The 22356-nt window shown below is 68.5% G+C and carries 23 protein-coding genes and 1 riboswitch; of the genes, 9 read left to right on the top strand and 14 right to left on the bottom strand.

What is annotated here, in order from left to right:
* Positions 1-71: 71 nt before the first annotated feature.
* The gene (locus OHB23_RS20865; protein WP_328810319.1) at positions 72-767 is read right to left on the bottom strand and encodes a FadR/GntR family transcriptional regulator; all 696 of its coding nucleotides are present in this window, start codon (positions 765-767) and stop codon (positions 72-74) included.
* Between the two features lie 208 nt (positions 768-975).
* On the opposite strand from OHB23_RS20865, the gene OHB23_RS20860 reads away from it, so the two are divergent.
* The 3 genes from OHB23_RS20860 (at position 976) to OHB23_RS20850 (ending at position 5172) form a co-directional block, all read left to right on the top strand.
* Complete coding sequence (locus OHB23_RS20860) at positions 976-2349, top strand: SLC13 family permease (RefSeq protein WP_328810318.1); 1374 nt, start codon at positions 976-978, stop codon at positions 2347-2349.
* 112 nt (positions 2350-2461) lie between these two features.
* The gene (locus tag OHB23_RS20855; RefSeq protein ID WP_222627958.1) at positions 2462-3670 is read left to right on the top strand and encodes a CaiB/BaiF CoA transferase family protein; all 1209 of its coding nucleotides are present in this window, start codon (positions 2462-2464) and stop codon (positions 3668-3670) included.
* Positions 3670-5172 carry a carboxyl transferase domain-containing protein gene (locus tag OHB23_RS20850; protein WP_222646668.1) on the top strand — a complete coding sequence of 501 codons (1503 nt, stop codon included), beginning with the start codon at positions 3670-3672 and terminating at the stop codon, positions 5170-5172. The genes OHB23_RS20855 and OHB23_RS20850 overlap by 1 nt, the downstream gene beginning before the upstream one ends.
* Before the next feature lie 12 nt (positions 5173-5184).
* On the opposite strand, the gene OHB23_RS20845 is transcribed toward OHB23_RS20850, so the two are convergent.
* The 8 genes from OHB23_RS20845 to OHB23_RS20810 form a co-directional block, all read right to left on the bottom strand.
* The gene (locus OHB23_RS20845) at positions 5185-5745 is read right to left on the bottom strand and encodes a hypothetical protein (RefSeq protein WP_328810317.1); all 561 of its coding nucleotides are present in this window, start codon (positions 5743-5745) and stop codon (positions 5185-5187) included.
* Between the two features lie 11 nt (positions 5746-5756).
* Positions 5757-6905 carry a zinc-dependent alcohol dehydrogenase gene (locus OHB23_RS20840; RefSeq protein ID WP_328810316.1) on the bottom strand — a complete coding sequence of 383 codons (1149 nt, stop codon included), beginning with the start codon at positions 6903-6905 and terminating at the stop codon, positions 5757-5759.
* Positions 6906-6983: 78 nt separating this feature from the next.
* A complete protein-coding gene (locus tag OHB23_RS20835) occupies positions 6984-7193 on the bottom strand; it encodes a dodecin (protein ID WP_027504346.1) in 210 nt (69 codons plus the stop codon).
* Between the two features lie 289 nt (positions 7194-7482).
* Complete coding sequence (locus OHB23_RS20830) at positions 7483-8043, bottom strand: pentapeptide repeat-containing protein (protein ID WP_231476201.1); 561 nt, start codon at positions 8041-8043, stop codon at positions 7483-7485.
* Between the two features lie 159 nt (positions 8044-8202).
* Positions 8203-8817 (bottom strand): FAS1-like dehydratase domain-containing protein, encoded by a 615-nt coding sequence (locus OHB23_RS20825; protein ID WP_328810314.1) that lies wholly within the window; start codon positions 8815-8817, stop codon positions 8203-8205.
* 252 nt (positions 8818-9069) lie between these two features.
* On the bottom strand, positions 9070-9747 hold the full coding sequence (locus OHB23_RS20820) for a phosphodiesterase (RefSeq protein ID WP_328810313.1): 678 nt from the start codon (positions 9745-9747) through the stop codon (positions 9070-9072).
* Between the two features lie 43 nt (positions 9748-9790).
* On the bottom strand, positions 9791-10267 hold the full coding sequence (locus tag OHB23_RS20815) for a VOC family protein (protein WP_222646567.1): 477 nt from the start codon (positions 10265-10267) through the stop codon (positions 9791-9793).
* Between the two features lie 75 nt (positions 10268-10342).
* Positions 10343-10915 (bottom strand): TetR/AcrR family transcriptional regulator, encoded by a 573-nt coding sequence (locus OHB23_RS20810; RefSeq protein WP_328810311.1) that lies wholly within the window; start codon positions 10913-10915, stop codon positions 10343-10345.
* Positions 10916-11021: 106 nt separating this feature from the next.
* Between OHB23_RS20810 and OHB23_RS20805 the strand changes: the two genes are divergently transcribed.
* Positions 11022-12158 carry an acyl-CoA dehydrogenase family protein gene (locus OHB23_RS20805; protein WP_222646569.1) on the top strand — a complete coding sequence of 379 codons (1137 nt, stop codon included), beginning with the start codon at positions 11022-11024 and terminating at the stop codon, positions 12156-12158.
* Between the two features lie 65 nt (positions 12159-12223).
* The gene (locus tag OHB23_RS20800; RefSeq protein WP_222627946.1) at positions 12224-12856 is read left to right on the top strand and encodes a DUF2461 domain-containing protein; all 633 of its coding nucleotides are present in this window, start codon (positions 12224-12226) and stop codon (positions 12854-12856) included.
* Here the strand turns inward: OHB23_RS20800 and OHB23_RS20795 are convergent.
* Positions 12841-14523, bottom strand: coding sequence for a PucR family transcriptional regulator (locus tag OHB23_RS20795; RefSeq protein WP_328810310.1), 1683 nt, complete (start codon positions 14521-14523; stop codon positions 12841-12843). The two genes, OHB23_RS20800 and OHB23_RS20795, sit on opposite strands and share 16 nt — an antisense overlap.
* 140 nt (positions 14524-14663) lie before the next feature.
* Between OHB23_RS20795 and pruA the strand changes: the two genes are divergently transcribed.
* Positions 14664-16301 (top strand): L-glutamate gamma-semialdehyde dehydrogenase, encoded by a 1638-nt coding sequence (gene pruA / locus OHB23_RS20790; RefSeq protein ID WP_328810309.1) that lies wholly within the window; start codon positions 14664-14666, stop codon positions 16299-16301.
* Between the two features lie 3 nt (positions 16302-16304).
* The gene (locus OHB23_RS20785; RefSeq protein ID WP_328810308.1) at positions 16305-17288 is read left to right on the top strand and encodes a proline dehydrogenase family protein; all 984 of its coding nucleotides are present in this window, start codon (positions 16305-16307) and stop codon (positions 17286-17288) included.
* A 375-nt stretch (positions 17289-17663) separates the two neighbouring features.
* On the opposite strand, the gene OHB23_RS20780 is transcribed toward OHB23_RS20785, so the two are convergent.
* Complete coding sequence (locus OHB23_RS20780; RefSeq protein ID WP_328810307.1) at positions 17664-18398, bottom strand: anti-sigma factor; 735 nt, start codon at positions 18396-18398, stop codon at positions 17664-17666.
* Between the two features lie 138 nt (positions 18399-18536).
* The gene (locus tag OHB23_RS20775) at positions 18537-19067 is read right to left on the bottom strand and encodes an Lrp/AsnC family transcriptional regulator (RefSeq protein ID WP_027504334.1); all 531 of its coding nucleotides are present in this window, start codon (positions 19065-19067) and stop codon (positions 18537-18539) included.
* A gap of 104 nt (positions 19068-19171) precedes the next feature.
* Here OHB23_RS20775 and ald point away from each other — a divergent pair, with 104 nt between their 5' ends.
* Positions 19172-20257 carry an alanine dehydrogenase gene (ald, locus tag OHB23_RS20770; RefSeq protein ID WP_328810306.1) on the top strand — a complete coding sequence of 362 codons (1086 nt, stop codon included), beginning with the start codon at positions 19172-19174 and terminating at the stop codon, positions 20255-20257.
* Between the two features lie 11 nt (positions 20258-20268).
* Positions 20269-20973, top strand: coding sequence for a dienelactone hydrolase family protein (locus OHB23_RS20765; RefSeq protein WP_328810305.1), 705 nt, complete (start codon positions 20269-20271; stop codon positions 20971-20973).
* 12 nt (positions 20974-20985) lie between these two features.
* Here the strand turns inward: OHB23_RS20765 and OHB23_RS20760 are convergent, their stop codons facing one another.
* A complete protein-coding gene (locus tag OHB23_RS20760; protein WP_051612993.1) occupies positions 20986-21858 on the bottom strand; it encodes a hypothetical protein in 873 nt (290 codons plus the stop codon).
* A 73-nt stretch (positions 21859-21931) separates the two neighbouring features.
* Complete coding sequence (locus OHB23_RS20755) at positions 21932-22246, bottom strand: DMT family transporter (RefSeq protein ID WP_027504331.1); 315 nt, start codon at positions 22244-22246, stop codon at positions 21932-21934.
* Positions 22247-22261: 15 nt separating this feature from the next.
* Positions 22262-22325: riboswitch (guanidine-III (ykkC-III) riboswitch) on the bottom strand.
* Between the last annotated feature and the right edge of the window lie 31 nt (positions 22326-22356).

Below are 22356 nucleotides of genomic sequence, written 5' to 3'. Positions count from 1 at the left end.
GTCGTTCGGAAACGGCGCGGCGGCGACTCCAGCCCTTGCGTCGCGGCCTCTCTCGCGCGAGACCGCGCTCGCTAGCGTTCGGCCCGAAGTAGTTCCACGTCGGAGACCAGGCGGATGTGATCGGCCATCGCACGTCCGGCTTTCACGGTGTCCTCGCGCCGGATGGCCTCGGCGATACGCCGATGACCTTCGAGAGACGATCGTGGGCGATCCGATTGCGACAGCGACTCGATGCGGGTCTCGCGAATCAGTTCGGCGATCTCGCCCATCAACCGGGCGAGGAGCGGGGAATGCGCCGCGGCCGTCACGGCCCGGTGGAACAGTTCGTCCCCCGACACTCCTCGCTCACCGCCGGAGATCTCCGCCTCCATGACGTCCAGGGCGTGGTCGATGGCGCGCATCTCGTCGTCACTGCGCCGGGCCGCGGCCAGTTCGGCCAGTTTGACTTCGAGTGCCTCACGCGCCTCGATGACCTCGGGAAGGCGATCGGCGTGCTCGCGGAGCGCCCGAATGGCCATGTCGCCCACCGGTCTACGAACCAGTACTGCTCCGTCGCCGTGCCGCACGGACAGGATGCCCTGCACCTCGAGAGCCACCAGGGCCTGGCTGAGGGACGCGCGACTGACGCCGAGCTGGCCGGCGAGTTCGCGCTCGGCCGGCAATCGTTCTCCGACCTGCATGTCGCGCGCCGCGATGTGGTCGCACAACTGCTCGACGATCACCTCGTACAACCGCGGGCGGTTCACCGGACGGATCTGGTCGGCCACTGGGTCACCCGTTCTCTGCGTCACTCGTGCTCTGCTCCACTCACCCACAGAGTAGCGCCACCACGGCGTCGTTACTCCGCCCACAGTAAGGGTTGACAGTGACTCAGTTCACTGCCAGAGTCACCGGTGTCTCAGTGGCTAGTCCACTTCGCCACTGACGCTCTCGGGCAGACGCCCGCGAGACACTCACACGGACCGGAGACCATCGATGTCGACCGAGTTGATACCCATTCTCGCGCTGGTCGTCATGTTCCTCGCAGCCACGGTGCTGCCGGTGAACATGGGCGCCCTGGGCTTCGTCGCAGCGTTCCTCGTCGGCACGCTCGCCGTCGGCATGGACACGGACCAGATCATCGGGGGATTCCCGAGCAGTCTCTTCCTCACCCTCGTCGGCATCACGTATCTCTTCGCGATCGCCCAGAACAACGGCACCGTCGACCTCCTGGTCCGTGGCGCCGTACGACTCGTCGGGGGGAGGGTCGCGCTCATTCCGTGGGTGATGTTCGGTATCACCGGCGTTCTCACGGCGATCGGGGCACTGGGCCCCGCAGCCGTGGCGATCGTGGCACCCATCGCCCTCGGCTTCGCGGCGCGCTACAAGATCAATGCGCTGCTCATGGGCATGATGGTCATCCACGGTGCCCAGGCGGGCGGGTTCTCGCCGATCAGCATCTACGGCGTCACCGTCAACCGCATCGCGGCCGACGCCGGGCTCACCAACAGTCCGCTGACTCTGTTCCTCGGAAGTCTGCTGTTCAACGCGGCCATCGGAGCACTGCTCTTCACGTTCCTCGGCGGACGGTCGCTCATCGGGCGCAGCGTCCACGACGACGACGGTCTCAGGCCGGACGGCGATCCGGGTTCCGTGGGCGGCGGCACCACGCGGACGACCGTGATGCGCGGTTTCGGTGCGACGACGACCAAGCGTCCGTCCCAGACTGTCACCGTGGAGAACGCGCCTCCGCTGGCCACGGCGGTCAAGGCGATCACGCCCGATCAGATTCTCACCCTCGTGGGACTCGTGTCGCTGGCAGTCCTGTCGCTGATCCTCGATCTCGACGTGGGCTTCGTGTCCATGACGGTCGCGGTGGTGCTGGCACTGGCGTCGCCGAAGGCGCAGAAGGGTGCGATCAACCAGATCAGTTGGTCCACCGTCCTTCTGATCGGAGGAATTCTGACCTTCGTCGGGGTGCTGCAGGAAGCGGGCACGGTCGAGTACGTCGGTAACGCCGTCGCCGGCATCGGCATCCCGCTGCTCGTCGCCGTCCTGCTCTGCTACATCGGTGCGATCGTGTCCGCCTTCGCATCCTCCACCGCGATCCTGGGCGTCACCATTCCGCTGGCAGTGCCGTTCCTGCTGGCAGGTGAGGTGGGTGCCGTCGGCGTGATCGTCGCGCTCGCCATCTCGTCCACCATCGTCGACGTCAGCCCGTTCTCGACGAACGGCGCGTTGGTGCTCGCCAACGCGCAGGGCATCGATCGCGACGTCTTCTACCGGCAGATTCTGAAGTACAGCGCGCTGGTCGTGGCCATCGGACCACTGGTGGCCTGGGCCGTGCTCGTCGTCCCCGGCTGGATGTAACCGCTCCGCCGATGCTCCGTTGACATCACGTGGGCGCCGTGGTCTCCTTAATTGGCTAGTCCACTAGGTCACCGAACCAAAGCCACGCTCTCCGACAGGATCGAGAAACGCCATGCCTCTCAACACCACGGGCAGGACCGGCCCCCTCGACGGCACCGTCGTCGTCGATCTCACCCGCGCCCTCGCAGGACCGCACGCCGCGATGATGCTCGGCGATCTCGGTGCGGACGTCATCAAGATCGAATCGCCCAAGGGTGGTGACGACACCCGCGTGTGGGGCCCGCCCTTCGTCACACCGGAGCCGGGTGACGGTCACGCCGACCGCGAATCGACCTACTTCCTCTCCGCCAATCGGAACAAGCGGTCGATCGCCCTCGACCTCAAGACGGACGACGGTCGCGACGCCCTCGAGGCGATGATCGCCAAGGCCGACGTTCTGCTCGAGAACTTCCGCACCGGTGTTCTCGACCGTTTGGGATTCACGACCGAGCGACTGGCCGAGCTCAATCCCGGCCTGGTCGTGTTGTCCATCAGCGGTTTCGGCCACGACGGTCCGGAGGGCGGCCGCTCCGGCTACGACCAGATCGCACAGGGGGAGGCCGGCCTCATGTCCTTCACGGGCTCCGGGCCGGACGACGTCCAACGCGTGGGCGTTCCCATCGCCGATCTCCTGGCGGGCATGTACGGAGCTTTCGGAGTGCTCGCCGCACTTCGGGAACGAGATCGCACGGGGCGCGGAAAGGTGGTGCGCACCTCGCTTCTCGCGAGCGTCGTGGGAGTGCACGCCTTCCAGGGCACGAAGTGGACCGTCGCGGGGGAGATCGGACAGGCGCAGGGCAATCACCACCCCTCCATCTGCCCGTACGGGCTGTTCCCGACCTCCGACGGCGCGGTGCAGATCTCGGTGGGCAGCGAGGGTCTGTGGCATCGCTTCTGCGACGGCTTCGGCATCGATCCGGACCTCGAGGGCATGGCCACCAACCCGCAGCGCGTCGGTAGCCGGGACGACGTCGTCGAGCTGGTGTCGAAGATCTTCCGCACGTACGAGACCGAGCCGCTGCTCGCTCTTCTCGACGAGATCGGCGTCCCGGCCGGCAAGGTGCGCAACGTCCAGGAAGTCTACGAATGGGAGCAGACCCGGTCGCAGGGTCTTCTCGTCGACGTCGAGCACGAGACGCTCGGGAAGGTGACACTCCCCGGACCGCCGTTGCGCTTCTTCGACGCCGACGGAGCGGAGACCACCGAGACCCGGCACCTCGCTCCGCCCGTTCTGGGCGCCGACGAGGATCTGGTCCGCGCATGGTTGGCGGAGAGCGTCTGATGGCCGGCATCGGTGCCCTCGCTCTGCTCGACATCGTGGTCGACGCGGGAAGTTTCGAGTCGTGGGACTCCACCCCGCACGATCATCCGGTCGACGAGGCGTACACCGCGGAACTCGCGGCGGCGCGGGAGAAGACCGGACTCGACGAGTCGGTGATAACCGGTGTCGCCACCATCTCCGGTCGGCGGGTGGCGATCCTGTTGTGCGAGTTCCGTTTCCTCGGCGGTTCCATCGGGGTCGCGGCCGGGGAACGTCTGACGACGGCAGTACGCCGGGCGACCGCCGAGCGCCTTCCACTGTTGGCGCTCCCGACGTCGGGCGGCACGCGAATGCAGGAGGGCACGGTGGCGTTCCTGCAGATGGTCAAGATCACGGCTGCGGTCACCGCCCACAAAGCGGCACATCTTCCGTACATCGTCTACCTCCGGCACCCCACCACCGGCGGAGTGTTCGCGTCCTGGGGATCGCTCGGTCACGTCACCATCGCCGAACCCGGTGCGCTGGTGGGGTTCCTCGGCCCGCGGGTGTACGAGGCCCTCTACGACACGCCGTTCCCGACGGGGGTGCAGACATCGGAGAACCTGCAGGCGCACGGACTCGTGGACGCGGTGAAGCGACCGGATCAACTCGGCGAGGTGGTGGATCGCGCTCTGCGCATCATGACGCTTCCGGCGGGGACACGCCCGCGGCCGGCGCCGGCGCCGGAGTGGTCGATCGACGACGTCCCGGCCTGGGACTCCATCGTGGCGTCCCGGCGGGCCGACCGCCCGGGTGTCCGCGAGCTGCTCTACAACGCGGCCTCGGACGTGCTGCCGCTCAACGGGACCGGGCAGGGTGAGACGGACCCCGGACTGATTCTCGCGCTGGTGCGTTTCGGCGACATGCCCTGTGTGCTGCTGGGGCAGGATCGCCGGGGCCAGACGCCGTTGACCCCGCTGGGTCCGGCAGCACTGCGTGAAGCGAGGCGGGGAATGCGCCTGGCTGCGGAACTACGACTGCCGTTGGTGACGGTCATCGACACCGCGGGCGCCGCGCTGTCGAAGGAGGCCGAGGAAGGTGGGCTCGGCGCGGAGATCGCGCGCTCCATCGCGGACATGGTCGATCTGGACACGCCGACCATCTCGGTGCTGCTCGGCCAGGGCACCGGTGGTGGCGCCCTCGCGCTGGTTCCGGCGGACCGCGTCCTGGCGGCACAGCACGCGTGGCTCTCTCCGTTGCCACCCGAAGGTGCGAGCGCCATCGTGCATCGCGACACCGCTCATGCCCCCGACATGGCTGTGCGCCAGGGTGTCCGGTCGCTCGACCTCCGTGGCGCCGGCATCGTGGATCTGATCGTGCCGGAGTACCCCGACGCCGCCGACGAGGTCCAGCCGTTCTGCGATCGCGTGGGTTCGGTGCTGCACCGGGAGCTGGCCGATCTGCTGGCCGAAGATCCGGACATGCGCAGGATCGCCCGGGAGAAGCGCTTCGACCGGATCGGTTCCGCCATGACGGCGGTGTGACGAGGAACCCTGTCAGCGCCTCCGGAGGGAGCGCACGATCGTGGTGGCCGCCACGCCCGCCAGAACCCACGGACCGCCGACGATGATCGGATCGATCCACGCGTGGTGCATGTCGACGCGGGTGGTTCCCCGCCTCGACCGCACCCCGTGGTGGGTGATCTCGGTGCGGATCCCGGTCTGCGTGATCGGGTTGTCGGGGTGCACGGTGGTCAGCGAACGCAGGTGGGATTCGACGGCGTCCACGCGGTCGCCCGCCAGGAGTAGCAGCCAGTGCGCCGCCCGGCCCTCGCTGTAGCGATAAGCGAACCGGCGCACGGCGCCGGACACCCCGCGCAGAGGTGCCGTCGTGCCGAAGACCGGCGGAAGAGTTCCGTGTTCGATGGATCGTTCGCGGGGACGCAGCTCGGGTTGACGCTCCGGGAAGTCCCAGTGCGCACCGGTCGCGTCGGGGTCGAATCGTTCTCGCGGCACGGACGGACGGTCTGCGGGATCGAGGTCGACACCCCATCCGGGTATTCGTGCGCGCAACTCGTCGTGGTCGGGTACGGGTGGGTGATCGGCACGGTAGACCATGGGTGGTCCTCTCAGCTCGCGTTCGGCAGCACGATCGGCTTGATGCAGCCGTCGAGCTTGGACGAGAAGATGTGGTAGCCGTCGGCGATGTGCTCCAACGGAATTCGATGGGTGATGATCTCGCTGGGCTTGATGTAGCCGTTACGAATGTGCGAGAACAAGCGTGGCCATTGGCGCTTGACGGGGCACTGGTTCATGCGCAGGGTCAGCCCCTTGTTCATCGCGTCGCCGAACTTGACCGCACTGAACATGGGCCCGTACGCGCCCACGACCGAGACCGTCCCGCCCTTGCGGACACTGTCGATGGCCCAATTGAGGGCGATGGGGGACCCGCCCTGGAGTGTGAGCTTCGCGGCGGTGACGTGCTGGAGGAAGTTCCCGTCGGCTTCGGCGCCCACCGCGTCGATCACGCGGTCCGCACCGAGATGGTCGGTGGCCCTCTTCATGGTCACCACGAGGTCGTCGTGCTCCGCGAAGTTGATCGTCTCGGCGTGGGCGAAGGTGCGGGCCTTGGCGAGACGGTTCTCGAGGTGGTCGACGACGATCACCCTGCCGGCGCCCATCAGCCACGCAGACGTGGCGGCGAACAGCCCGACGGGACCGGCTCCGAACACCGCCACGGTGTCACCCTCGACGATGTCCGCGAGCTGCGCGCCGAAGTATCCGGTGGCGAGGGCATCGGTGCACAGGAGCGCGTCCTCGTCGTCCATCCAGTCCGGAATGATCGCGGGCCCGACGTCGGCGAACGGTACCCGGACGTACTGTGCCTGACCTCCGTCGTACCCGCCGCACGTGTGGGAGTACCCGTAGATGCCGCCGACGGCCGTCGCATTCGGATTGACGTTGTGGCAGTTGGAGTACAGGCCGCGTGCGCAGAAGAAACACGACCCGCAGTACACGTTGAACGGCACCATGACCCGATCGCCCGGTGTCAGGTTCCGGACCGACGGCCCGACCTCCTCGACCACGCCGATGAACTCATGACCGAACGTCGTCCCGACCCTGGTGTCCGGCATCATGCCGTGATACAGGTGGAGATCGGATCCACAGATGGCCGCCATCTCGACCCGGACGACGGCGTCGTTCGGATGCTCGATGGTCGGCATGTCCTTGTTCTGCACTCGGACCTTGTACGGGCCTCGATAAGTCATGGCTTTCACGCGGTGCGATCTACCCGGCCCGCGTGCGGGGAAACACCGAACAGGTGGGTGAATCTCGATTCGGTGCCCGCCGATCACTCAGTCGTCGAGTTTGAAGCCGACCTTCAGCGTCACCTGGAAGTGCGCGACCGCGCCGTTCTCGATGTGTCCGCGGGTCTCGGTGACCTCGAACCAGTCGAGCTCCCGCAGTGTGCTGCTCGCGCGGGAGATGGCCTTGCGGATGGCGTCGTCGACACCCTCCGTCGAGGTTCCGACGATCTCGGTGACGCGGTAGACGTTGTCGCTCATGGTGTGCCCTTCACTCGGTGACAGTTCCCCGTCATCGTGCGTCCTCGGGTGTCGTCCGGTCCAGGGTTCCGATCATCGCGGTTCGACGCGGTCGAGCACCTGTGTCCGTTTCGGAAGTGGGTGGCTCGGGTAGAAGACGTGCGGCGGCAGCGGCGGCGCGTGCGTCGGCGTGGACGCCCGGTGAGGTTGAGACCACAGCCTGCCGATGGAACGGCCTTCCCGCACGGACCACGCGGGCGGGGAGGCCGTTTCCGTCTCTTATTCGGAGTCGGGCGGAGGTCGGATCTACTCAGTCCGAGACGGTGAGACCGTGCGCGTGCACGTAGGCGAGTGCCTGGACCGTGTCGATGCGGGCTCCGTCGAGCACGGCCGACGTCCAGAACGTGGCATCGGCGATGCTGCCCCGCAGATCCGCATCGTTCAACCGGAGCCCGGAGGTGCGGGCACCGCCGAAGTCGACGCCGCGGAGCGTGGCCTTGCGGAGATCGGTCCCGACGAGGTTGGCGTCACGCAGGCGCGCCCCGGTGAGGTCGAGTCCGCGGAGGTCGAGACCGCCGAGCGAGGTGAGCATGAGGTCGACCTCGTCGAAGACCGCGGGCGTGATGCGCGAGTCCGCGATGGCGGAACCGAGGAACGATGTGCTGCGAAAAGTGCTGTGCCACAATCGGCTCCGCCGGAACTCGCAGTTGCGGAAGGCCGACCCGATGTGCGTCGAGTCCGTCAGATCCACGCCGGAGAAGTCGCAGTCGGTGAAGACGACACCGTGGGTGGTCAGACCGCCGAGGTCCGCGTCGATGAAGCTGCAGGACGTGTACGAACGCCTGTCCCACCGCTGGCCGTGTGCGTCGATCTCGTTGTAGTTCTCGTCCTCGAACGACCGGTCGGCGAATTCGTCCTCCACACGGGGGACTCTAGCGGGAGGGCCGGAGGCCGGTCGGGGTGTGGCGGGAAGGCCGGAGGCCGGTCGGGGTGTGGCGGGAGGGCCGGAGGCCGGTCGGAATGCAGGCGGTCAGGCGGTCGGGCGGGCGGTGGGGCCCATCCGCGGCACGCTGGCGGGGAGCACGGCGTCGACGAGAGCCGCCGCTCGCGGGTCCACGTCGGCATCGGTCCGGGCGATGAACGTCGTGGTGCTGGTGCACACGTCCTCGCCGTGCGACGTCAGATGGTTCTGGACCACCAGGATGTCGTTGCCCGCGAACTGGCGGATCGACAGCACCTGGAGAGTGGACACCAGCTGATCTCCCTGCATGACCGGGCGGTGCAGAACGAAGCTCTGATCGGTCTGCATGACTGCCGTGATCTCGTACTCCACGAGGATGTGCGCGAAGAGATAGTCGATGGCGATGGATCCGACGACGCTCACGAAGGTCGCGGGCGCGACGAGTCCCTCGTATCCCAACTCGGCCGCAGCGGCCTCCTTGTGGTGCGCCGGATGTTCGTTCTGGATGGCGCGGGAGAGTTCGCGGATCTTCTCGCGGCCGACCTCGTAGTAGTCGGGGATGACGTAGGCGTGTCCGACCAGGCGGGAGCTGCGTTCGAACCGGTGATCGGGCTGGTGCGGAACGAGCGGGCGAGTCTCGTGAGCACCTGTCACGGAGTCGTCGGTCACCGAATTGCTGGTCACGTGGAGCCTTCCCCTGGGACGCGCCCACCCCCATCGGCACACGCGTATGTGAACAAATCCTACTTCGCGTGTGAATATCCACAAATGCGGCAGTCGAACCCCGTCGGTCGGGTGCGCGGGTGCGTGGTCGCCGCCGGCGTGCACGGGTTTCGTGAGGGGCACACCCTGTGCCGCGTGTCGACAGGGGTGTGGCGCGCTGAGTGGGGTGTGGGCGCGAGATCGGTCAGGGAACCTGAGTCGGTCGCATTCCGGTCAGGTGTCGGACCGGCCGCGTCGACTGTCGAGGTAGGCCCTCGCCCTGAGGGACCGCAGCCATTCCGGACCGGGCCGGACACTGTCGGGAGTGCGCCGGATCGGGTCGAACGACAGGTCGCCACCGGACTGGTCGACCGAGCCGAGCGTCAGTTCGGCCAACGGGACGTACGCCCCGGTGCCCTCGGCCTGCTCGAACTCGAAGACCAGCGGACGCGCACGCACGGCGTCGACGATGGAGTCCAGGGTGGGCAGCGGCGGCGCGGCGACGGCCCGCGCGCGGACCCACCACTGACCACCCTCGAACTGCAGCGGCATCAGCGTCGAGAAGGAGGCCGTCTCGAACGCGAGCACCGGGAGCGGAACGCACCGCGTCACGACCTCCCGCCCGGCGCTGGCAAGGAGGATGTCCCAGGCACCGTCGGCCCGGTCGGTCGGCGGGAGACGCAACGCGAGACCCGCGACGTCGGGAACCCGTCGGGGCAGCCCGAGCGCGGTGGACAGGCGCACCGTCACCTCGCACGTGCCCACAGGCAGTCCGGCGTCGCCCTCGGCGGTACGGCGCAGTGTGCCCGTCAGAACCTTCCCGTGGGGATGGAACAGCCTGGCGTGGCGCAGCGCCGACCCCAGCCCGAACGGCAGGGCGAGCACGCGCACGGGCATCGACGTCTCGTTCACGCTCGGGGATTGCCCGGTGTGTGACGTGAGGAAACGTCGCCGCTCAGGCTCCGTCGTGGGCCTTCTGCAGGTCGGCGACCACGATCTTCGACATCGACAGCATGGCCTGCACGACGCGCTGGGACGCCGCCGGATCCGGGGTGCTCATCAGCTGCATCAGCTGGACCGGGACGATCTGCCAGGAGACCCCGAACTTGTCCTTGCACCAGGCGCACCGGCCCTCGGATCCACCGTCGGACGTGAGCGCGTTCCAATAGCGGTCGACCTCTTCCTGCCCGTCGCAGCTGACAGCCATGGAGATCGCTTCGGTGAACGGGAACTGTGGCCCCCCGTTCAGGGCGTTGAATCGCTGACCGAAGAGCTCGAAGTCGACCATCATCGCGCGGCCCGGGGCGCCGGGTCCACCGTCCCCGTAGCGGCTGACGTTCAGTATCGCTCCCGTGCCGAACGTCGCGAGGTAGAACTCCGCGGCCTCCTCGGCCCGGTCGTCGAACCACAGTGTGGGGGTGATCTTCTGCATCGTGAGGTCCTTCGTCTTCGGATGGCGGAGCGAACTCGACCCGTCAGCCGTGTCGACTCCGGCCGACGGCGAAAGTCATCGCGCGATGCCGGCAGTCAGCAGTGTGGCCAGCTCCCGGTAGGCGGCGGCGTCGTCCAGACCCGTGCGACGGGCGAGGGCACGGCTCTGGATCGAGACCATCACCGACGCGGCGACGTCGGCGACGAACGCGGCGTGGACGTCCCGCACGTCGTCGGCGCGGACCCCGTCGTCGATGATGCCGCGGACTCGCTCGGCCGCGATGGCGGTGTTGCGTTCGTAGACGAGCCTCGACGGCTCGAAGTCGGCGAGGTCGGTCATGAACCGTTCCGACGCCGGCGCGAGTGCTTCACCGACCGCGCCCAGATACGCCGCGAGGCGCTCGCGGGTGCCCGTCGCGGCGTCGGAGGCCGCGTCCACGCGGACCGCTGCCGAGGTGAAGAAGTGCACCGCGGCGGAGCGGACGAGGTCGTCCTTGCTCGCGGCGAGGGTGTACAGCGTGCTCTTCGAGCACCGAAGGCGGGCGGCGATGTCGTCGAGAGTGAGGTGCGCGAAGCCTTCGGCCAGGAACAGGGCCACCACGGAATCGAAGAGCTGCGCGCGCCGCGCCGTCGCGTGAGCTGCTGTCATGGTGAGCGACAGTACTGCAGAACGCCATGCAGTACTGTCGTAGTACTGAGGGGCCCGCTGCAGTACTGGTGCCGCCTCATCCGATCCGCGACCGAGACGAGGACCCATGGCTGTCGAACGACTGCTGCCGAACGACGACGCACGTGACCTTCTCCAGTTGACCCGCGACATCGCGGACAAGGTCCTCGACCCCATCGTCGACGAACACGAGAAGGCCGAGACCTATCCCGACGGCGTCTTCGCCACGCTCGGCGAGGCGGGGCTGCTCAGCCTGCCGTATCCGGAGGAGTGGGGCGGCGGCGGTCAGTCCTACGAGGTCTATCTGCAGGTGCTCGAGGAACTGGCGTCGCGCTGGGCCGCGGTGGCCGTCGCCGTGAGCGTGCACGGGCTCTCGTGCCACCCGCTCATGTCCTTCGGGTCGGAGGACCAGAAGTCGCGGTGGCTGCCGGACATGCTCGGTGGGCGCACGATCGGCGCCTACAGCCTCTCGGAGCCACAGGCCGGCAGCGACGCGGCCGCCCTCTCCTGCAAGGCCGTGGCCGGTCCGGAGGGGTACACCGTCACCGGGTCGAAGGCCTGGATCACGCACGGCGGCAAGGCGGACTTCTACACGCTCTTCGCGCGCACCGGCGAGGGCTCGCGGGGCATCTCCTGCTTCCTCGTGCCCGCCGACCTCGAGGGGCTCTCCTTCGGAGCTCCGGAGGAGAAGATGGGGCTGCACGCGATACCCACGACGGCCGCCCACTACGACGGCGCGGTGCTGTCGGCCGATCGCCGCATCGGCGAGGAGGGGCAGGGGCTCGGCATCGCGTTCAGTGCCCTCGACGCCGGGAGGCTGGGCATCGCCGCCGTCGCCGTCGGCATCGCCCAGGCCGCGCTCGACGATGCCGTGGCCTATGCGCAGGAGCGAACGACGTTCGGCCGCAAGATCATCGATCATCAAGGGCTCGGGTTCGTGCTGGCCGACATGGCAGCGGCGGTGGACTCGGCCCGGGCGACGTACATCGACGCGGCACGCCGCAAGGATGCCGGACTGCCGTTCTCACGTCAGGCCTCCGTGGCCAAGCTCGTGGCGACGGACGCGGCGATGAAGGTGACGACCGACGGCGTGCAGGTGTTCGGAGGCTACGGGTACACCCGAGACTTCCGGGTCGAGCGGTACATGCGCGACGCCAAGATCACGCAGATCTTCGAGGGCACCAACCAGATCCAGCGTCTGGTGATCAGCCGGTCGCTGGCCTGACCCCCCGTGCGCACTATGCGCATCCAGCGGTACGCACAGGGCGCACGGGGCGATAGCCTCCCGCTATGAGCTCGTTCACCGGAATCCCGGAGGCCGCCCTCGATTTCTACGAGGATCTCGAGGTCGACAACAGCAAGACCTGGTGGGCCGAACACAAGCACGTCTACGACGAATCGGTCCGCGCGCCCATGACCGCGCTCACGGAGGTACTGGCCGAGGAGTTCGGGACGGCCAAGCTCTTCCGGCCGCACCGCGACGTCCGCTTCTCCAAGGACAAGGTGCCGTACAAGACGCACCAGGGTGCCTACGTGCAGGTGGCCCCGTCCACGGGGTGGTACGTGCAGGTCGACGCCTCCGGCCTCATGGTCGCCGGCGGGTTCTACGCGTCCACGTCCGACTCCATCGCCCAGTTCCGCGCCGTCGTCGACGACGAGGTCCGCGGGTCGGAGCTCGCGCGAATCGTGGCCGATCTCGAGAGCCGCGGCTACGACCGCGGCGGTGACCGGCTGAAGACCTCGCCGCGCGGCTACGACGCGGATCATCCCCGCATCGATCTGCTGCGCCACAAGTCCCTGACGGCAGGACGGTCCTTCGGCTGCCCGCCGTGGCTCGACACAGCAGAGTGCGCCGATCACATCCGTGGCGCCTGGCGTGATCTCACACCACTTCTCGAATGGTGCCGTCAGGTACTGGCCTGACGTGCCAGCACGGCCAACTGGAGTTCCATCAGCAGTCGCGCGGCGGGATCCGACAGGTCCGTCTTGGTGATCTCCTCGGCCCGTCGGACCCGATAGCGCAACGTGTTCGGGTGCACGTGCAGGTCGGCCGCGGCCCGGCGCACGTCGGACGGGTGCCGCAGATACGTCGCGATGCTCTCGCGTAGCGACGAGGACGTGCGTGCGTCGTACTCGACGAGCGCCGCCATGCGCGGATCGTGCAGCGAGGGGTGCGCGAGGAGCAGATCGACGATCTCACCGAGCAGCACGGACGTCCGCGAATCGGCGAGTGTGGTCACCCTGTCGTCTGCTCCGGCGGTCCCGTCCAGGACGCGATCGACCTCGCGGCGAGCGGCGGCGACCTCGGACAGGGCGGCCACCGGCGATGCCACCGCGGCCCGCAACCGGATCCCCGTGCGTGCCTCGATGCCCTCGAGCAACCGGCGAGTCCACGACGGCACCGAGGTCTCCGCGCGGGTCCGTGGGACGAGGACGTAGATGCGGTCGCCGAGAGTGGTGACCAGGGACAGTCGGTGAAAGGAACTGGCGTGCAGTCGGATCGCGCCGGACAGATCGGCCATCGTGGCCGACGAGGGGGCATCGGGCGCGGCGCCGTCCAGCGCGGCGAGACCGATCACCGCCGCCGGCCCGTCCGTCGGGATGGACAGCGCCGCGGCGAGTGAGGGCACGTCGACCCCACCGCCACGAGCGCCGAGCAGTCGCTGGATCTGCACCGCCTCGTTCGTGGGTGCCTCGAGGATGCGCGTGATCAACCGTGCCGCCACCGCGGCCGCGCCCTGCAGCACGCTCGGAGCATCGTCGGTGAGCGGTCGACGACCTTCCTGGATCCACAGCGTGCCGACCAGTCGTGGTGTGCCCGAACCATCCTGGGTGGCAGTCATTCTGATGCCGGCGACCAGTCGCCGTCGGATACCCAGATCGGAGTGCGCCGGCACCTCGACGACCTCGTCGGAACGGCGGACCGCGTCGTAGACACCCCACTGCTCGAGTCGCCGGAGATACTCCGCGGGGCCTTCTCGTCCGAGAATGGACAGGGTCCGCAGCTCGTCCGCCTGATCGTCCGACGCCGAGTACGCCAACACGTGCGACCGCTGGTCCTCGATGCTCACCATCCCGCGCGTGAGCACCGCGACGGTGTGCGCCAGCCCGAAGAGATCGGTGTCCGCGCCCACCAGTCCCGCCAGTTCGGACGGTTCCGCGGACGACGGTGGAGGTGTGGTGATCGACGGCGAGGAATGGTCGAGCACGCCGCGCACCATCGACAGGAGGCGGTCCCAGCGGGTCTGCGTGTGCACCGCGACGAGAGCGACGCCGGCCGTGCGAGCCGCGTGCTGCATCAGCGTGGACGAGGCGGCGATCTTCGACATCACCGCGGTGGGTCGAAGGTCGCTGCTCCGCGTCGCCAGGTCGTCGAACCACGCAACGGCGTCCGCTTCCCGCACACCCGCCAGCAGATAGAGGTCCGCCGCGGCGGCGGTCGTGTAGAGCTCGGCGGCCAGATCGTCGGCGTCGACGAGCGTCACCGACCCGATCGGCACGTCCGACCCCGCCGGTGCCACGAGCACCTCGACGAAGGCGGAGTGCAGCGCACGCACGATCGAGTCGAGGGTCGACGAGGTGCGGGTCATGCCGTGCAATCTAGGTGTCCTTCATCCGATCGGACAGGGGTCGGTGTATTTCTTTGGACGTTGGGCCGAATATCGAGGATGCTGCGTCCGCTTGGCTGAACCCACCGACCCGGCACGAAGACCCGACACCGAGGACCGACATGGACGCCGTCACCGCAGTACCCACCCCCCTGAACGAGCCGGTGCACACGTACGCACCCGGCAGCGCCGAGCGAGCGCGGCTCACGCACCATCTGGACCGACTCGCCGCCACGCCCACCGAGATCACCCAGGTCATCGGCGGAAACCATCGCGACGCGACGGGCCCACGCGAGAACGTCGTGCAACCGCATCGGCACGCGTCCGTCATCGGATCGTTCGCGAATGCCACCCACCAGGACGTACGCGACGCCATCGACGCGGCGACCGCCGCCGCACCTGCGTGGCGATCGCTGCCCTTCGACGAGCGCGCCGCCGTCTTCCTCCGCGCCGCCGATCTCCTCGCCGGGCCGTGGCGCGAGACCATCGCGGCTGCCACCATGCTGGGGCAGTCGAAGAGCGCGTACCAGGCCGAGATCGACGCACCCTGCGAGCTGATCGACTTCTGGCGCTTCAACGTCTCGTTCGCCCGACAGATCATGGCCGAACAACCGATCTCCGCGCCCGGCGTCTGGAACCGCGTCGAATACCGCCCCCTCGAGGGCTTCGTCTACGCCATCACCCCGTTCAACTTCACCGCCATCGCGGGAAACCTCCCCACGGCGCCGGCGCTCATGGGCAACACCGTGCTGTGGAAGCCGTCGCCCACCCAGGCCGTCGCCGCGTACCTGACGATGCAGCTTCTCGAGGCCGCCGGACTGCCCCCCGGCGTCATCAACCTCGTGCTCGGTGACGGACCCCTCGTCTCCGAGGTCGCACTCGCCGATCGTCGTCTCGCCGGCATCCACTTCACCGGCTCCACACCGACGTTCCAGCGGCTGTGGCGCGAGGTGGGCGAGAACATCGCCGGCTACGACACCTACCCGCGACTGGTCGGTGAGACCGGTGGCAAGGACTTCGTCGTCGCCCACAGTTCCGCCGACCCGGACGTGCTCACCACGGCGCTGATCCGCGGTGCCTTCGACTTCCAGGGTCAGAAGTGCTCAGCGGCGTCGAGGGCCTTCGTGCCGTCGTCGGTGTGGAAGAGGATGGGGGACACGCTCGTCGACACCGCGTCGTCGCTGCGTTACGGCGACGTCACCGATCTGTCGAACTTCGGTGGGGCGGTCATCGACCGGAAGGCCTTCGACCGCAACGCGGCTGCACTCGAACGCGCGAAGTCCACCCCGGGCATCACCATCGCCGCCGGCGGCACCTGCGACGATTCCGTCGGCTACTTCGTGGACCCGACGATCCTGCTCGGTGACGACGCGGGCGACGAGGCGTTCCACACCGAGTACTTCGGCCCGATCCTCGCCGTGCATGTCTACGACGACTCGAAGCCCGATGCGTTCGAGAACACGCTCGCCATGGTCGACAGCGGGTCGAAGTACGCCCTGACCGGATCGATCATCGCCGACGATCGCGCCGCCGTCACGCAGGCCACCGAGGCCCTGCGCTTCGCCGCCGGCAACTTCTACGTCAACGTTAAACCGACCGGCGCCGTCGTCGGGCAGCAGCCGTTCGGCGGTGCTCGCGCGTCGGGCACCAACGACAAGGCCGGATCACCGCAGAACCTGCTCCGGTGGGCCTCCGCGCGCACCATCAAGGAGACTTTCGTGCCGGCCGTGGACCACACCTACCCTCACCAGGGAGTCTGACCGATGGCCACCAACCCGCTCCGCCCCGTCCTGCTCGCCGCCGGGCGATCGCGCCGCCTCGAACGCGTCGTCGCGCGGTCCGTCCTGACCAGGTCGCTCGTCGAACGCTTCATCGCCGGGAGCACCGAACCGGAGGTGGTCGGTGCCGTCGCCGACCTGCTCGGGTCCGGCCGCGTCGTCAGCGTCGATCACCTGGGTGAGGACACCACCGACGCGGCGCAGGCCACCGCGACCGTCGACGCGTATCTGTCCCTACTGCAGGCATACTCACGCCTCCACACCCCACAGCCTCCGGCCTTCCCGCCCACCTCCGGCCGGCCTCCGGCCTTCCCGCTGGAGATCTCGCTGAAGCTCTCGGCGCTAGGACAGTCGCTCCCCGACGACGGCCACGCCGTGGCCCTCGCCAACGCCCACAAGGTGTGCGCCGCCGCGGACGCCGCGGGAGTGTGGGTGACCGTCGACGCCGAGGACCACACGACCACCGACTCGACTCTCGCGATCGTGCGGGAGCTCCGCAAGGACTTCCCGACTCTCGGCACCGTCCTGCAGGCGTACCTGCACCGCACCGAACAGGACTGCCGCGAGCTCTCCGGTCCCGGATCGCGAATCCGGTTGTGCAAGGGCGCATATCGCGAACCGGCCAGTGTGGCCTTCCAGAAGAAGGCGGACGTGGACGCCTCGTACGAGCGGTGCCTGCGGGTGCTCATGGAGGGGGAGGGCTACCCCATGGTGGCGTCCCACGATCCCCGCATGATCGAGGCGGCGCGACGAGACGCGGCCGAACTGGGACGTGGACCGGACGACATGGAGTACCAGATGCTCTACGGCATCCGCGACGGTGAGCAGACACGCCTGGTGTCGGAGGGGTACCGCGTCCGCGTGTACGTGCCCTTCGGTACGCAATGGTACGGATACTTCATGCGGCGGTTGGCGGAGCGTCCGGCGAACCTGACGTTCTTCCTCCGGTCACTGCTGACCCGCTCCTGACCCCTCGCCGCGCGCGCGATTCGCGCGTCCGTCGAAACTCCCGTCCCGGCACCCCTCGCCGAGGGCGGGAGTGAAGACGGTGTCACCGCAGGTGCGGCAGTGGTGCGTGCGATGGTGACCGATGCCGCACGAGCACGACCTGGCTCCCACGAGAACCGAACGCGCTTGCAGCACATGACCGTTACCGCAGGTGGCCGGTGCCTCCTCGTGCCAGACCCCGTTCATCAGGTGCAGTCGGCGCCGACGGTTCATCACGGACGTCTCCTCGGGAATCACACGTCACGAGGGAAGGTCTGACGTCGGGTGGTGCAGTGACACCCACCCTACACGGTGTCGAACATATGTTCGACTCCGGTGGATCCGATCCGGGACGGATCAGGCGAGCGCGACGCGCGCCACGGCGCCCGAGGTGGGGAACGGTGATCCGCCCGCGGGTTCCACGGTCACCGACAGTGCGGTGGCGCCGTCGACGGGCACGGATGCCGGCTGGGAGAGGTCGTCGGCATCCATCGTCCCGACGGACACGGGCGAGCCCTCGATGAGCCAGACCTGGTAGACCGACCCGGCGGGAGGTGCTGCGACACCCGTCATGCGGAGCACGGCGCGCTCGTCACCGGGGGTGTACTGCACGCTCATGGTGCCGCCTCCGGCCACCGGGGATTCGAGCGGTGCCGCGACGGTCGCGGTGGGAGCCGACGGAGTCGCGCTCTGCTGCACGGCCACCGCCCCGCCCACACCGACGACCACCGCAGCGGCGGCCGCCATCGCGGCAATGCGCCATCCGCGTCGGCGGCTGGGACGAAGGGGGAGGACTGTCGCGCCGTCGGGGTCGACCTGCGCCGTGTCCTCCACGGCCCCCAGGATGCGGACCCGGAGATCGGCGGGGGCGGGAGTGCGTGTCGCGTCCGACGTCACGGCCATCGTCTCGCGGACGTCACGCACGATCGCGTCGAACCTCCGCCTGGTGTGGGCGTCCGTGTCGTCGAGGCGAGTCATGGTCTCGTACTGCTCCGAGGCTGCCATGGCGTCGAGGGCACACAGGTACGCGAGCTCGAGAAGGTCCCGATCCGGCAGCTGCACGGGTCGTTCGGGCGAACCGTGATCGCTCATCTCGGGCTGCCTCCATGCGTGTGGTCGGTGGGTCAGTAAGAGTGGGCGAAAAGTACCCCCGTCACATCCACGGCCGTGCTCTCCTGGCTGATACACCGGGTATTCGGTGCGCTCGCCGCACCGGATGGGCGGAGGGCGTCAGCTCGGTCCGCCCTCGTCGACCAGTCGCGGCCGCAGGTGCTCGAAGATCAGTGTGGTCTCGGTCGCGGCCACCGACGGATGAGCACTGAGGTTCTGGACGACGAAGTCCCTCAGGTGCGCAGAGTCCGTCATCGCGACGTGGATCAGGTAGTCGTCGGCACCGGCGATGAAGTAGACGTCGAGCACCTCGGGGAACGTCGTGAAGGACTCCGCGAACTCGCCCAGGTGGCGCCGGGCACCCGCCAGCAGCCGCACCGCGATCATGGCCTGCAGGCCCTGCCCCAGTGCCGCCGGATCGATGTCGGCGTGGAAACCGCGGACGACCCCGCGCTCGACCAGTGAACGGACGCGTCCCAGACACGTCGACGGGGCGATCCCGGCGCGGGCGGCCAGGGTGTTGTTGGGGATGCGGGCGTCGTTCGCCAGTTCACGCAGGATGACGCGATCGATGCGGTCCAGAGATGCCGCCCGAAGATTGTTCGGTCGCACCGGGGCGGACAGACCTGTGTTCGACGATTCGATGTCCATGAGGCCAGTCTACGAAATTATCGTCACTTCGATTGCGGCTCGGTCGAACGAAGTTCACGATTATCGGACATGACGAGTCATCCGGTAGAGGCGAAGGGCGCACCATGAGAATCGGCATACCTCGGGAACTGAAGAATCACGAGTACCGGGTGGCGGCGAGCCCGGCGGGAGTGTACGACATGGTCGTGCACGGTCATCGCGTCGTCGTCGAGACCGAGGCGGGCGCGGGATCGTCGTTCTCGGACAACGACTTCAAGGCTGCCGGCGCGGAGATCTCGAACTCGGCCGACGAGGTGTGGGCGCGGGCCGAGTTGCTGCTCAAGGTGAAGGAGCCGATCGAGGCCGAATACCACCGGCTGCGGTCGGGCCAGGTCCTGTTCACCTATCTCCATCTCGCCGCGTCGGCCGCATGCACCGATGCCCTCGTCGCGTCCGGCGCCACGGCGATCGCCTACGAGACGGTGACCGGCGCGGGCGGCAGTCTGCCGTTGCTCGCACCGATGAGCGAGGTCGCCGGCCGGCTCGCGACCCAGGCCGGGGCGTATCACCTGATGGCGCAGACAGGCGGCCGCGGTGTGCTGATGGGCGGCGTTCCGGGAGTGAGTCCGGCCAAGGTGGTGGTGATCGGCGGCGGGGTGTCGGGATCCAACGCCGTGGCGATGGCACACGGGCTCGGTGCTGACGTGACGGTGTTCGACCTCGACATCGCCAAGCTGCGGACCATCGACGCGCAGTACCGCGGCCAGGTCAAGACCATGGTGTCGAACAGGTGGGAGCTCGAGCAGGCCGTCGTGGCCGCCGATCTCGTCATCGGGGCGGTCCTCGTCCCGGGTGCCAAGGCCCCGACGGTGGTGTCCAACGCACTGGTCGCACGGATGAAGGCGGGGTCCGTGCTCGTCGACATCGCCATCGATCAGGGCGGGTGTTTCGAGGACTCGCGTCCCACCACGCACGACGATCCCACCTTCCCGGTGCACGATTCGATCTTCTACTGCGTGGCCAACATGCCGGGCTCGGTTCCCCGCACGTCGACGCAGGCGCTGACCAACGCGACGCTCCCGTTCGTTCTCGCTCTCGCCGACCAGGGCTGGGAGCAGGCGTGCGCCACCGTTCCCGGGCTCGCAGACGGTCTCAGCGTGCACGCCGGCAACCTGCTGTCGGACACCGTGAGAACGGCGCTGGGTCGCTAGAGTCGGCCGGTATGACTGTCATCGAGGTCGACACCGGAACAGATCGCATCGAGGCGACACTCGAGGTCCCCTCAGGGGAGGGGCCCTGGCCCGCCGTCGTGATCGTGCACGACGTGTTCGGCATGACCGACGACATCAGGTCCATCGCCCGGCGCTTCGCCGACCAGGGCTACGTCGCGTTGGTGCCGGATCTCTACGCCCGCGGTGGCCGCGCCAAGTGTGTGACAGGAGTGTTCCGGTCGCTTCTCGCGCGCTCGGGCCGGGCGGTGGACGACCTGCTGGCGTGCCGCGACACCCTCACCGCGCGTGCCGACACCACCGGCGCGGTGGGCATCGTCGGGTTCTGCATGGGTGGAGGTTTCGCTCTGGCGCTGGCGCCCCGGGGGTTCGAGGCGAGCGCGCCGTTCTACGGCATCCTGCCCCGTCACATCGAGTCGGCCCTCGAGGGCACGTGCCCGATGGTCGCGAGTTTCGGCAAGCGCGATCCGATGCTGCCGGGCGCGGGCCCGAAGCTCGAGAAGGTGTTGCAGGACAAGGGCGTTGCCCACGACGTCGTGACCTATCCCGGTGCCGGCCACAGTTTCGCGAACGACTTCGGATCGGGTCCGGGTGCACTGGTCATGCGCGTCACCGGATTCGGCTATCAGCACGAGCAGGCCGAGGACGCCTTCGCTCGGGTCTTCACCTTCTTCGGCGAGCACGTCCGGTCGCGCTGACGCCCACGAGGCTCAGCGGCCGACGGCCGGACCCTGCAGCGCCCCGCGCACCTCGCCCGTCTTGGGCTCGACCGCGCCGCGACTCTTGACCCAGCGGCTCGGCAGCTTGCCCACCAGCTCGCCGAGCGGGTTCACCGCAGCGGCGAGGACGTCCACGGTGTCCTGCAGAATCTCCACGCTGACGCTCATGCGCTCGAGGTTGGGCGCCAGCGAACTCAGCGACTCGGCGACGGTCACGAGCTGATCCAGCGGACCGTTGCGTGCCGTCAGCCGCTGGATCGCGCCTTCCTCACCGAGCAGCGTCTCGACGAGCCCGCCCTTGGCGAGGGCGTTGTCGATGACCCCGTTCTCACGGGTCAGCGCCTCGATCACGCCGCCCTCCTTGGTCAGGAGTTCGACAGGGCCGTCCTTCGCGGTGAGGCGCTCGATGGGTCCGTCGACGGCCGTGAGTCGATCGAGCAGACCGCCCTCGGCGAGGAGGCGATCCAGCGCACCGTCCTCCGCGAGGACTCGGGTGAGGGGGCCGTCGTCCGCCAGGATGCGTTCGAGAGGACCGCCGGGCTCGAGCAGTCGATCGAGGGTGCCGCCCTTGCTCGTCAACCTGTCGACGGCGCCACCGGGCTCGAGCAGTCGGTCCAGCGGGCCACCGGGCCGCAGCGCGTGACCCAGTGCGCGGTCGTCGGAGGTGAGCTCGGCCAACTGTCCGAGAAGCTGCAGCGGGCCGCTCCGAGGATTGGCCAGGGTGATGGCGTCGAGTGACCCGGAAGCGCCTGCGGCCAGCGCCATCCGGGTGGTCGCGACGGCCGACTCGGCCACCCCGACCGCCGACTCGGCGACAGCCAATCCGACACGCACCGGCAGTGTGACCGCGGACACCCAGTTCATGGGGTCACTCTAACCCGCGGCGGGAAGGCCGGAGGCCGGTCGGGATGGGACGGCGGGACGGCCGGGGGCGCGGTCAGTGGGCGAGCTTGAGTCCGATGACGCACCCGACGAGCCCTGCGATGAGGGCGATGCGGATCGGCGTCGCGGACTCGGTGCCGGACACCATCGCGTAGACGACGGTGAGCGAGGCGCCGATGCCCACCCACACCGCGTAGGCGGTGCCGGTCGGGATGGTCCGCATGGCGAAGGCGAGACCGCCCATGCTGACGACGAGCGCCGTACCGAAGACGATGGTGGCGACGGGCTTCGTGAAGCCCTCGGACTTGCCGAGTGCGGTGGCCCAGACGGCCTCGAACACGCCCGACAACACCAGAATGATCCATGCCATGAGTAGTCGACTCTCCTGGCACCGTCTTGTCGCTGGCCGGGTACGGTGCGCTCGTCCGGGTCTGTGTCGCAGTCTGTCCCCCACGGTAGCAAAGCGGACACGACGCCGGA

The organism is Rhodococcus sp. NBC_00294 (assembly GCF_036163995.1).
GTDB lineage: Bacteria > Actinomycetota > Actinomycetes > Mycobacteriales > Mycobacteriaceae > Rhodococcoides.
The sequence above is the reverse complement of the archived record's forward strand: the minus strand, read 5'-3'. Positions and strand labels throughout refer to the sequence as shown.

Bases quoted from the DNA above. Each gene is read 5' to 3' on its own strand.
- OHB23_RS20760 (WP_051612993.1), bottom strand. From the start codon at position 21,858: ATGAACTGGGTGTCCGCGGTCACACTGCCGGTGCGTGTCGGATTGGCT.
- OHB23_RS20860 (WP_328810318.1), top strand. From the start codon at position 976: ATGTCGACCGAGTTGATACCCATTCTCGCGCTGGTCGTCATGTTCCTC.
- OHB23_RS20765 (WP_328810305.1), top strand. From the start codon at position 20,269: ATGACTGTCATCGAGGTCGACACCGGAACAGATCGCATCGAGGCGACA.
- ald (WP_328810306.1), top strand. From the start codon at position 19,172: ATGAGAATCGGCATACCTCGGGAACTGAAGAATCACGAGTACCGGGTG.
- OHB23_RS20795 (WP_328810310.1), bottom strand. From the start codon at position 14,523: ATGACCCGCACCTCGTCGACCCTCGACTCGATCGTGCGTGCGCTGCAC.
- OHB23_RS20775 (WP_027504334.1), bottom strand. From the start codon at position 19,067: ATGGACATCGAATCGTCGAACACAGGTCTGTCCGCCCCGGTGCGACCG.
- OHB23_RS20815 (WP_222646567.1), bottom strand. From the start codon at position 10,267: ATGCAGAAGATCACCCCCACACTGTGGTTCGACGACCGGGCCGAGGAG.
- OHB23_RS20855 (WP_222627958.1), top strand. From the start codon at position 2,462: ATGCCTCTCAACACCACGGGCAGGACCGGCCCCCTCGACGGCACCGTC.
- pruA (WP_328810309.1), top strand. From the start codon at position 14,664: ATGGACGCCGTCACCGCAGTACCCACCCCCCTGAACGAGCCGGTGCAC.
- OHB23_RS20845 (WP_328810317.1), bottom strand. From the start codon at position 5,745: ATGGTCTACCGTGCCGATCACCCACCCGTACCCGACCACGACGAGTTG.
- OHB23_RS20785 (WP_328810308.1), top strand. From the start codon at position 16,305: ATGGCCACCAACCCGCTCCGCCCCGTCCTGCTCGCCGCCGGGCGATCG.
- OHB23_RS20835 (WP_027504346.1), bottom strand. From the start codon at position 7,193: ATGAGCGACAACGTCTACCGCGTCACCGAGATCGTCGGAACCTCGACG.
- OHB23_RS20805 (WP_222646569.1), top strand. From the start codon at position 11,022: ATGGCTGTCGAACGACTGCTGCCGAACGACGACGCACGTGACCTTCTC.
- OHB23_RS20850 (WP_222646668.1), top strand. From the start codon at position 3,670: ATGGCCGGCATCGGTGCCCTCGCTCTGCTCGACATCGTGGTCGACGCG.
- OHB23_RS20810 (WP_328810311.1), bottom strand. From the start codon at position 10,915: ATGACAGCAGCTCACGCGACGGCGCGGCGCGCGCAGCTCTTCGATTCC.
- OHB23_RS20780 (WP_328810307.1), bottom strand. From the start codon at position 18,398: ATGAGCGATCACGGTTCGCCCGAACGACCCGTGCAGCTGCCGGATCGG.
- OHB23_RS20800 (WP_222627946.1), top strand. From the start codon at position 12,224: ATGAGCTCGTTCACCGGAATCCCGGAGGCCGCCCTCGATTTCTACGAG.
- OHB23_RS20755 (WP_027504331.1), bottom strand. From the start codon at position 22,246: ATGGCATGGATCATTCTGGTGTTGTCGGGCGTGTTCGAGGCCGTCTGG.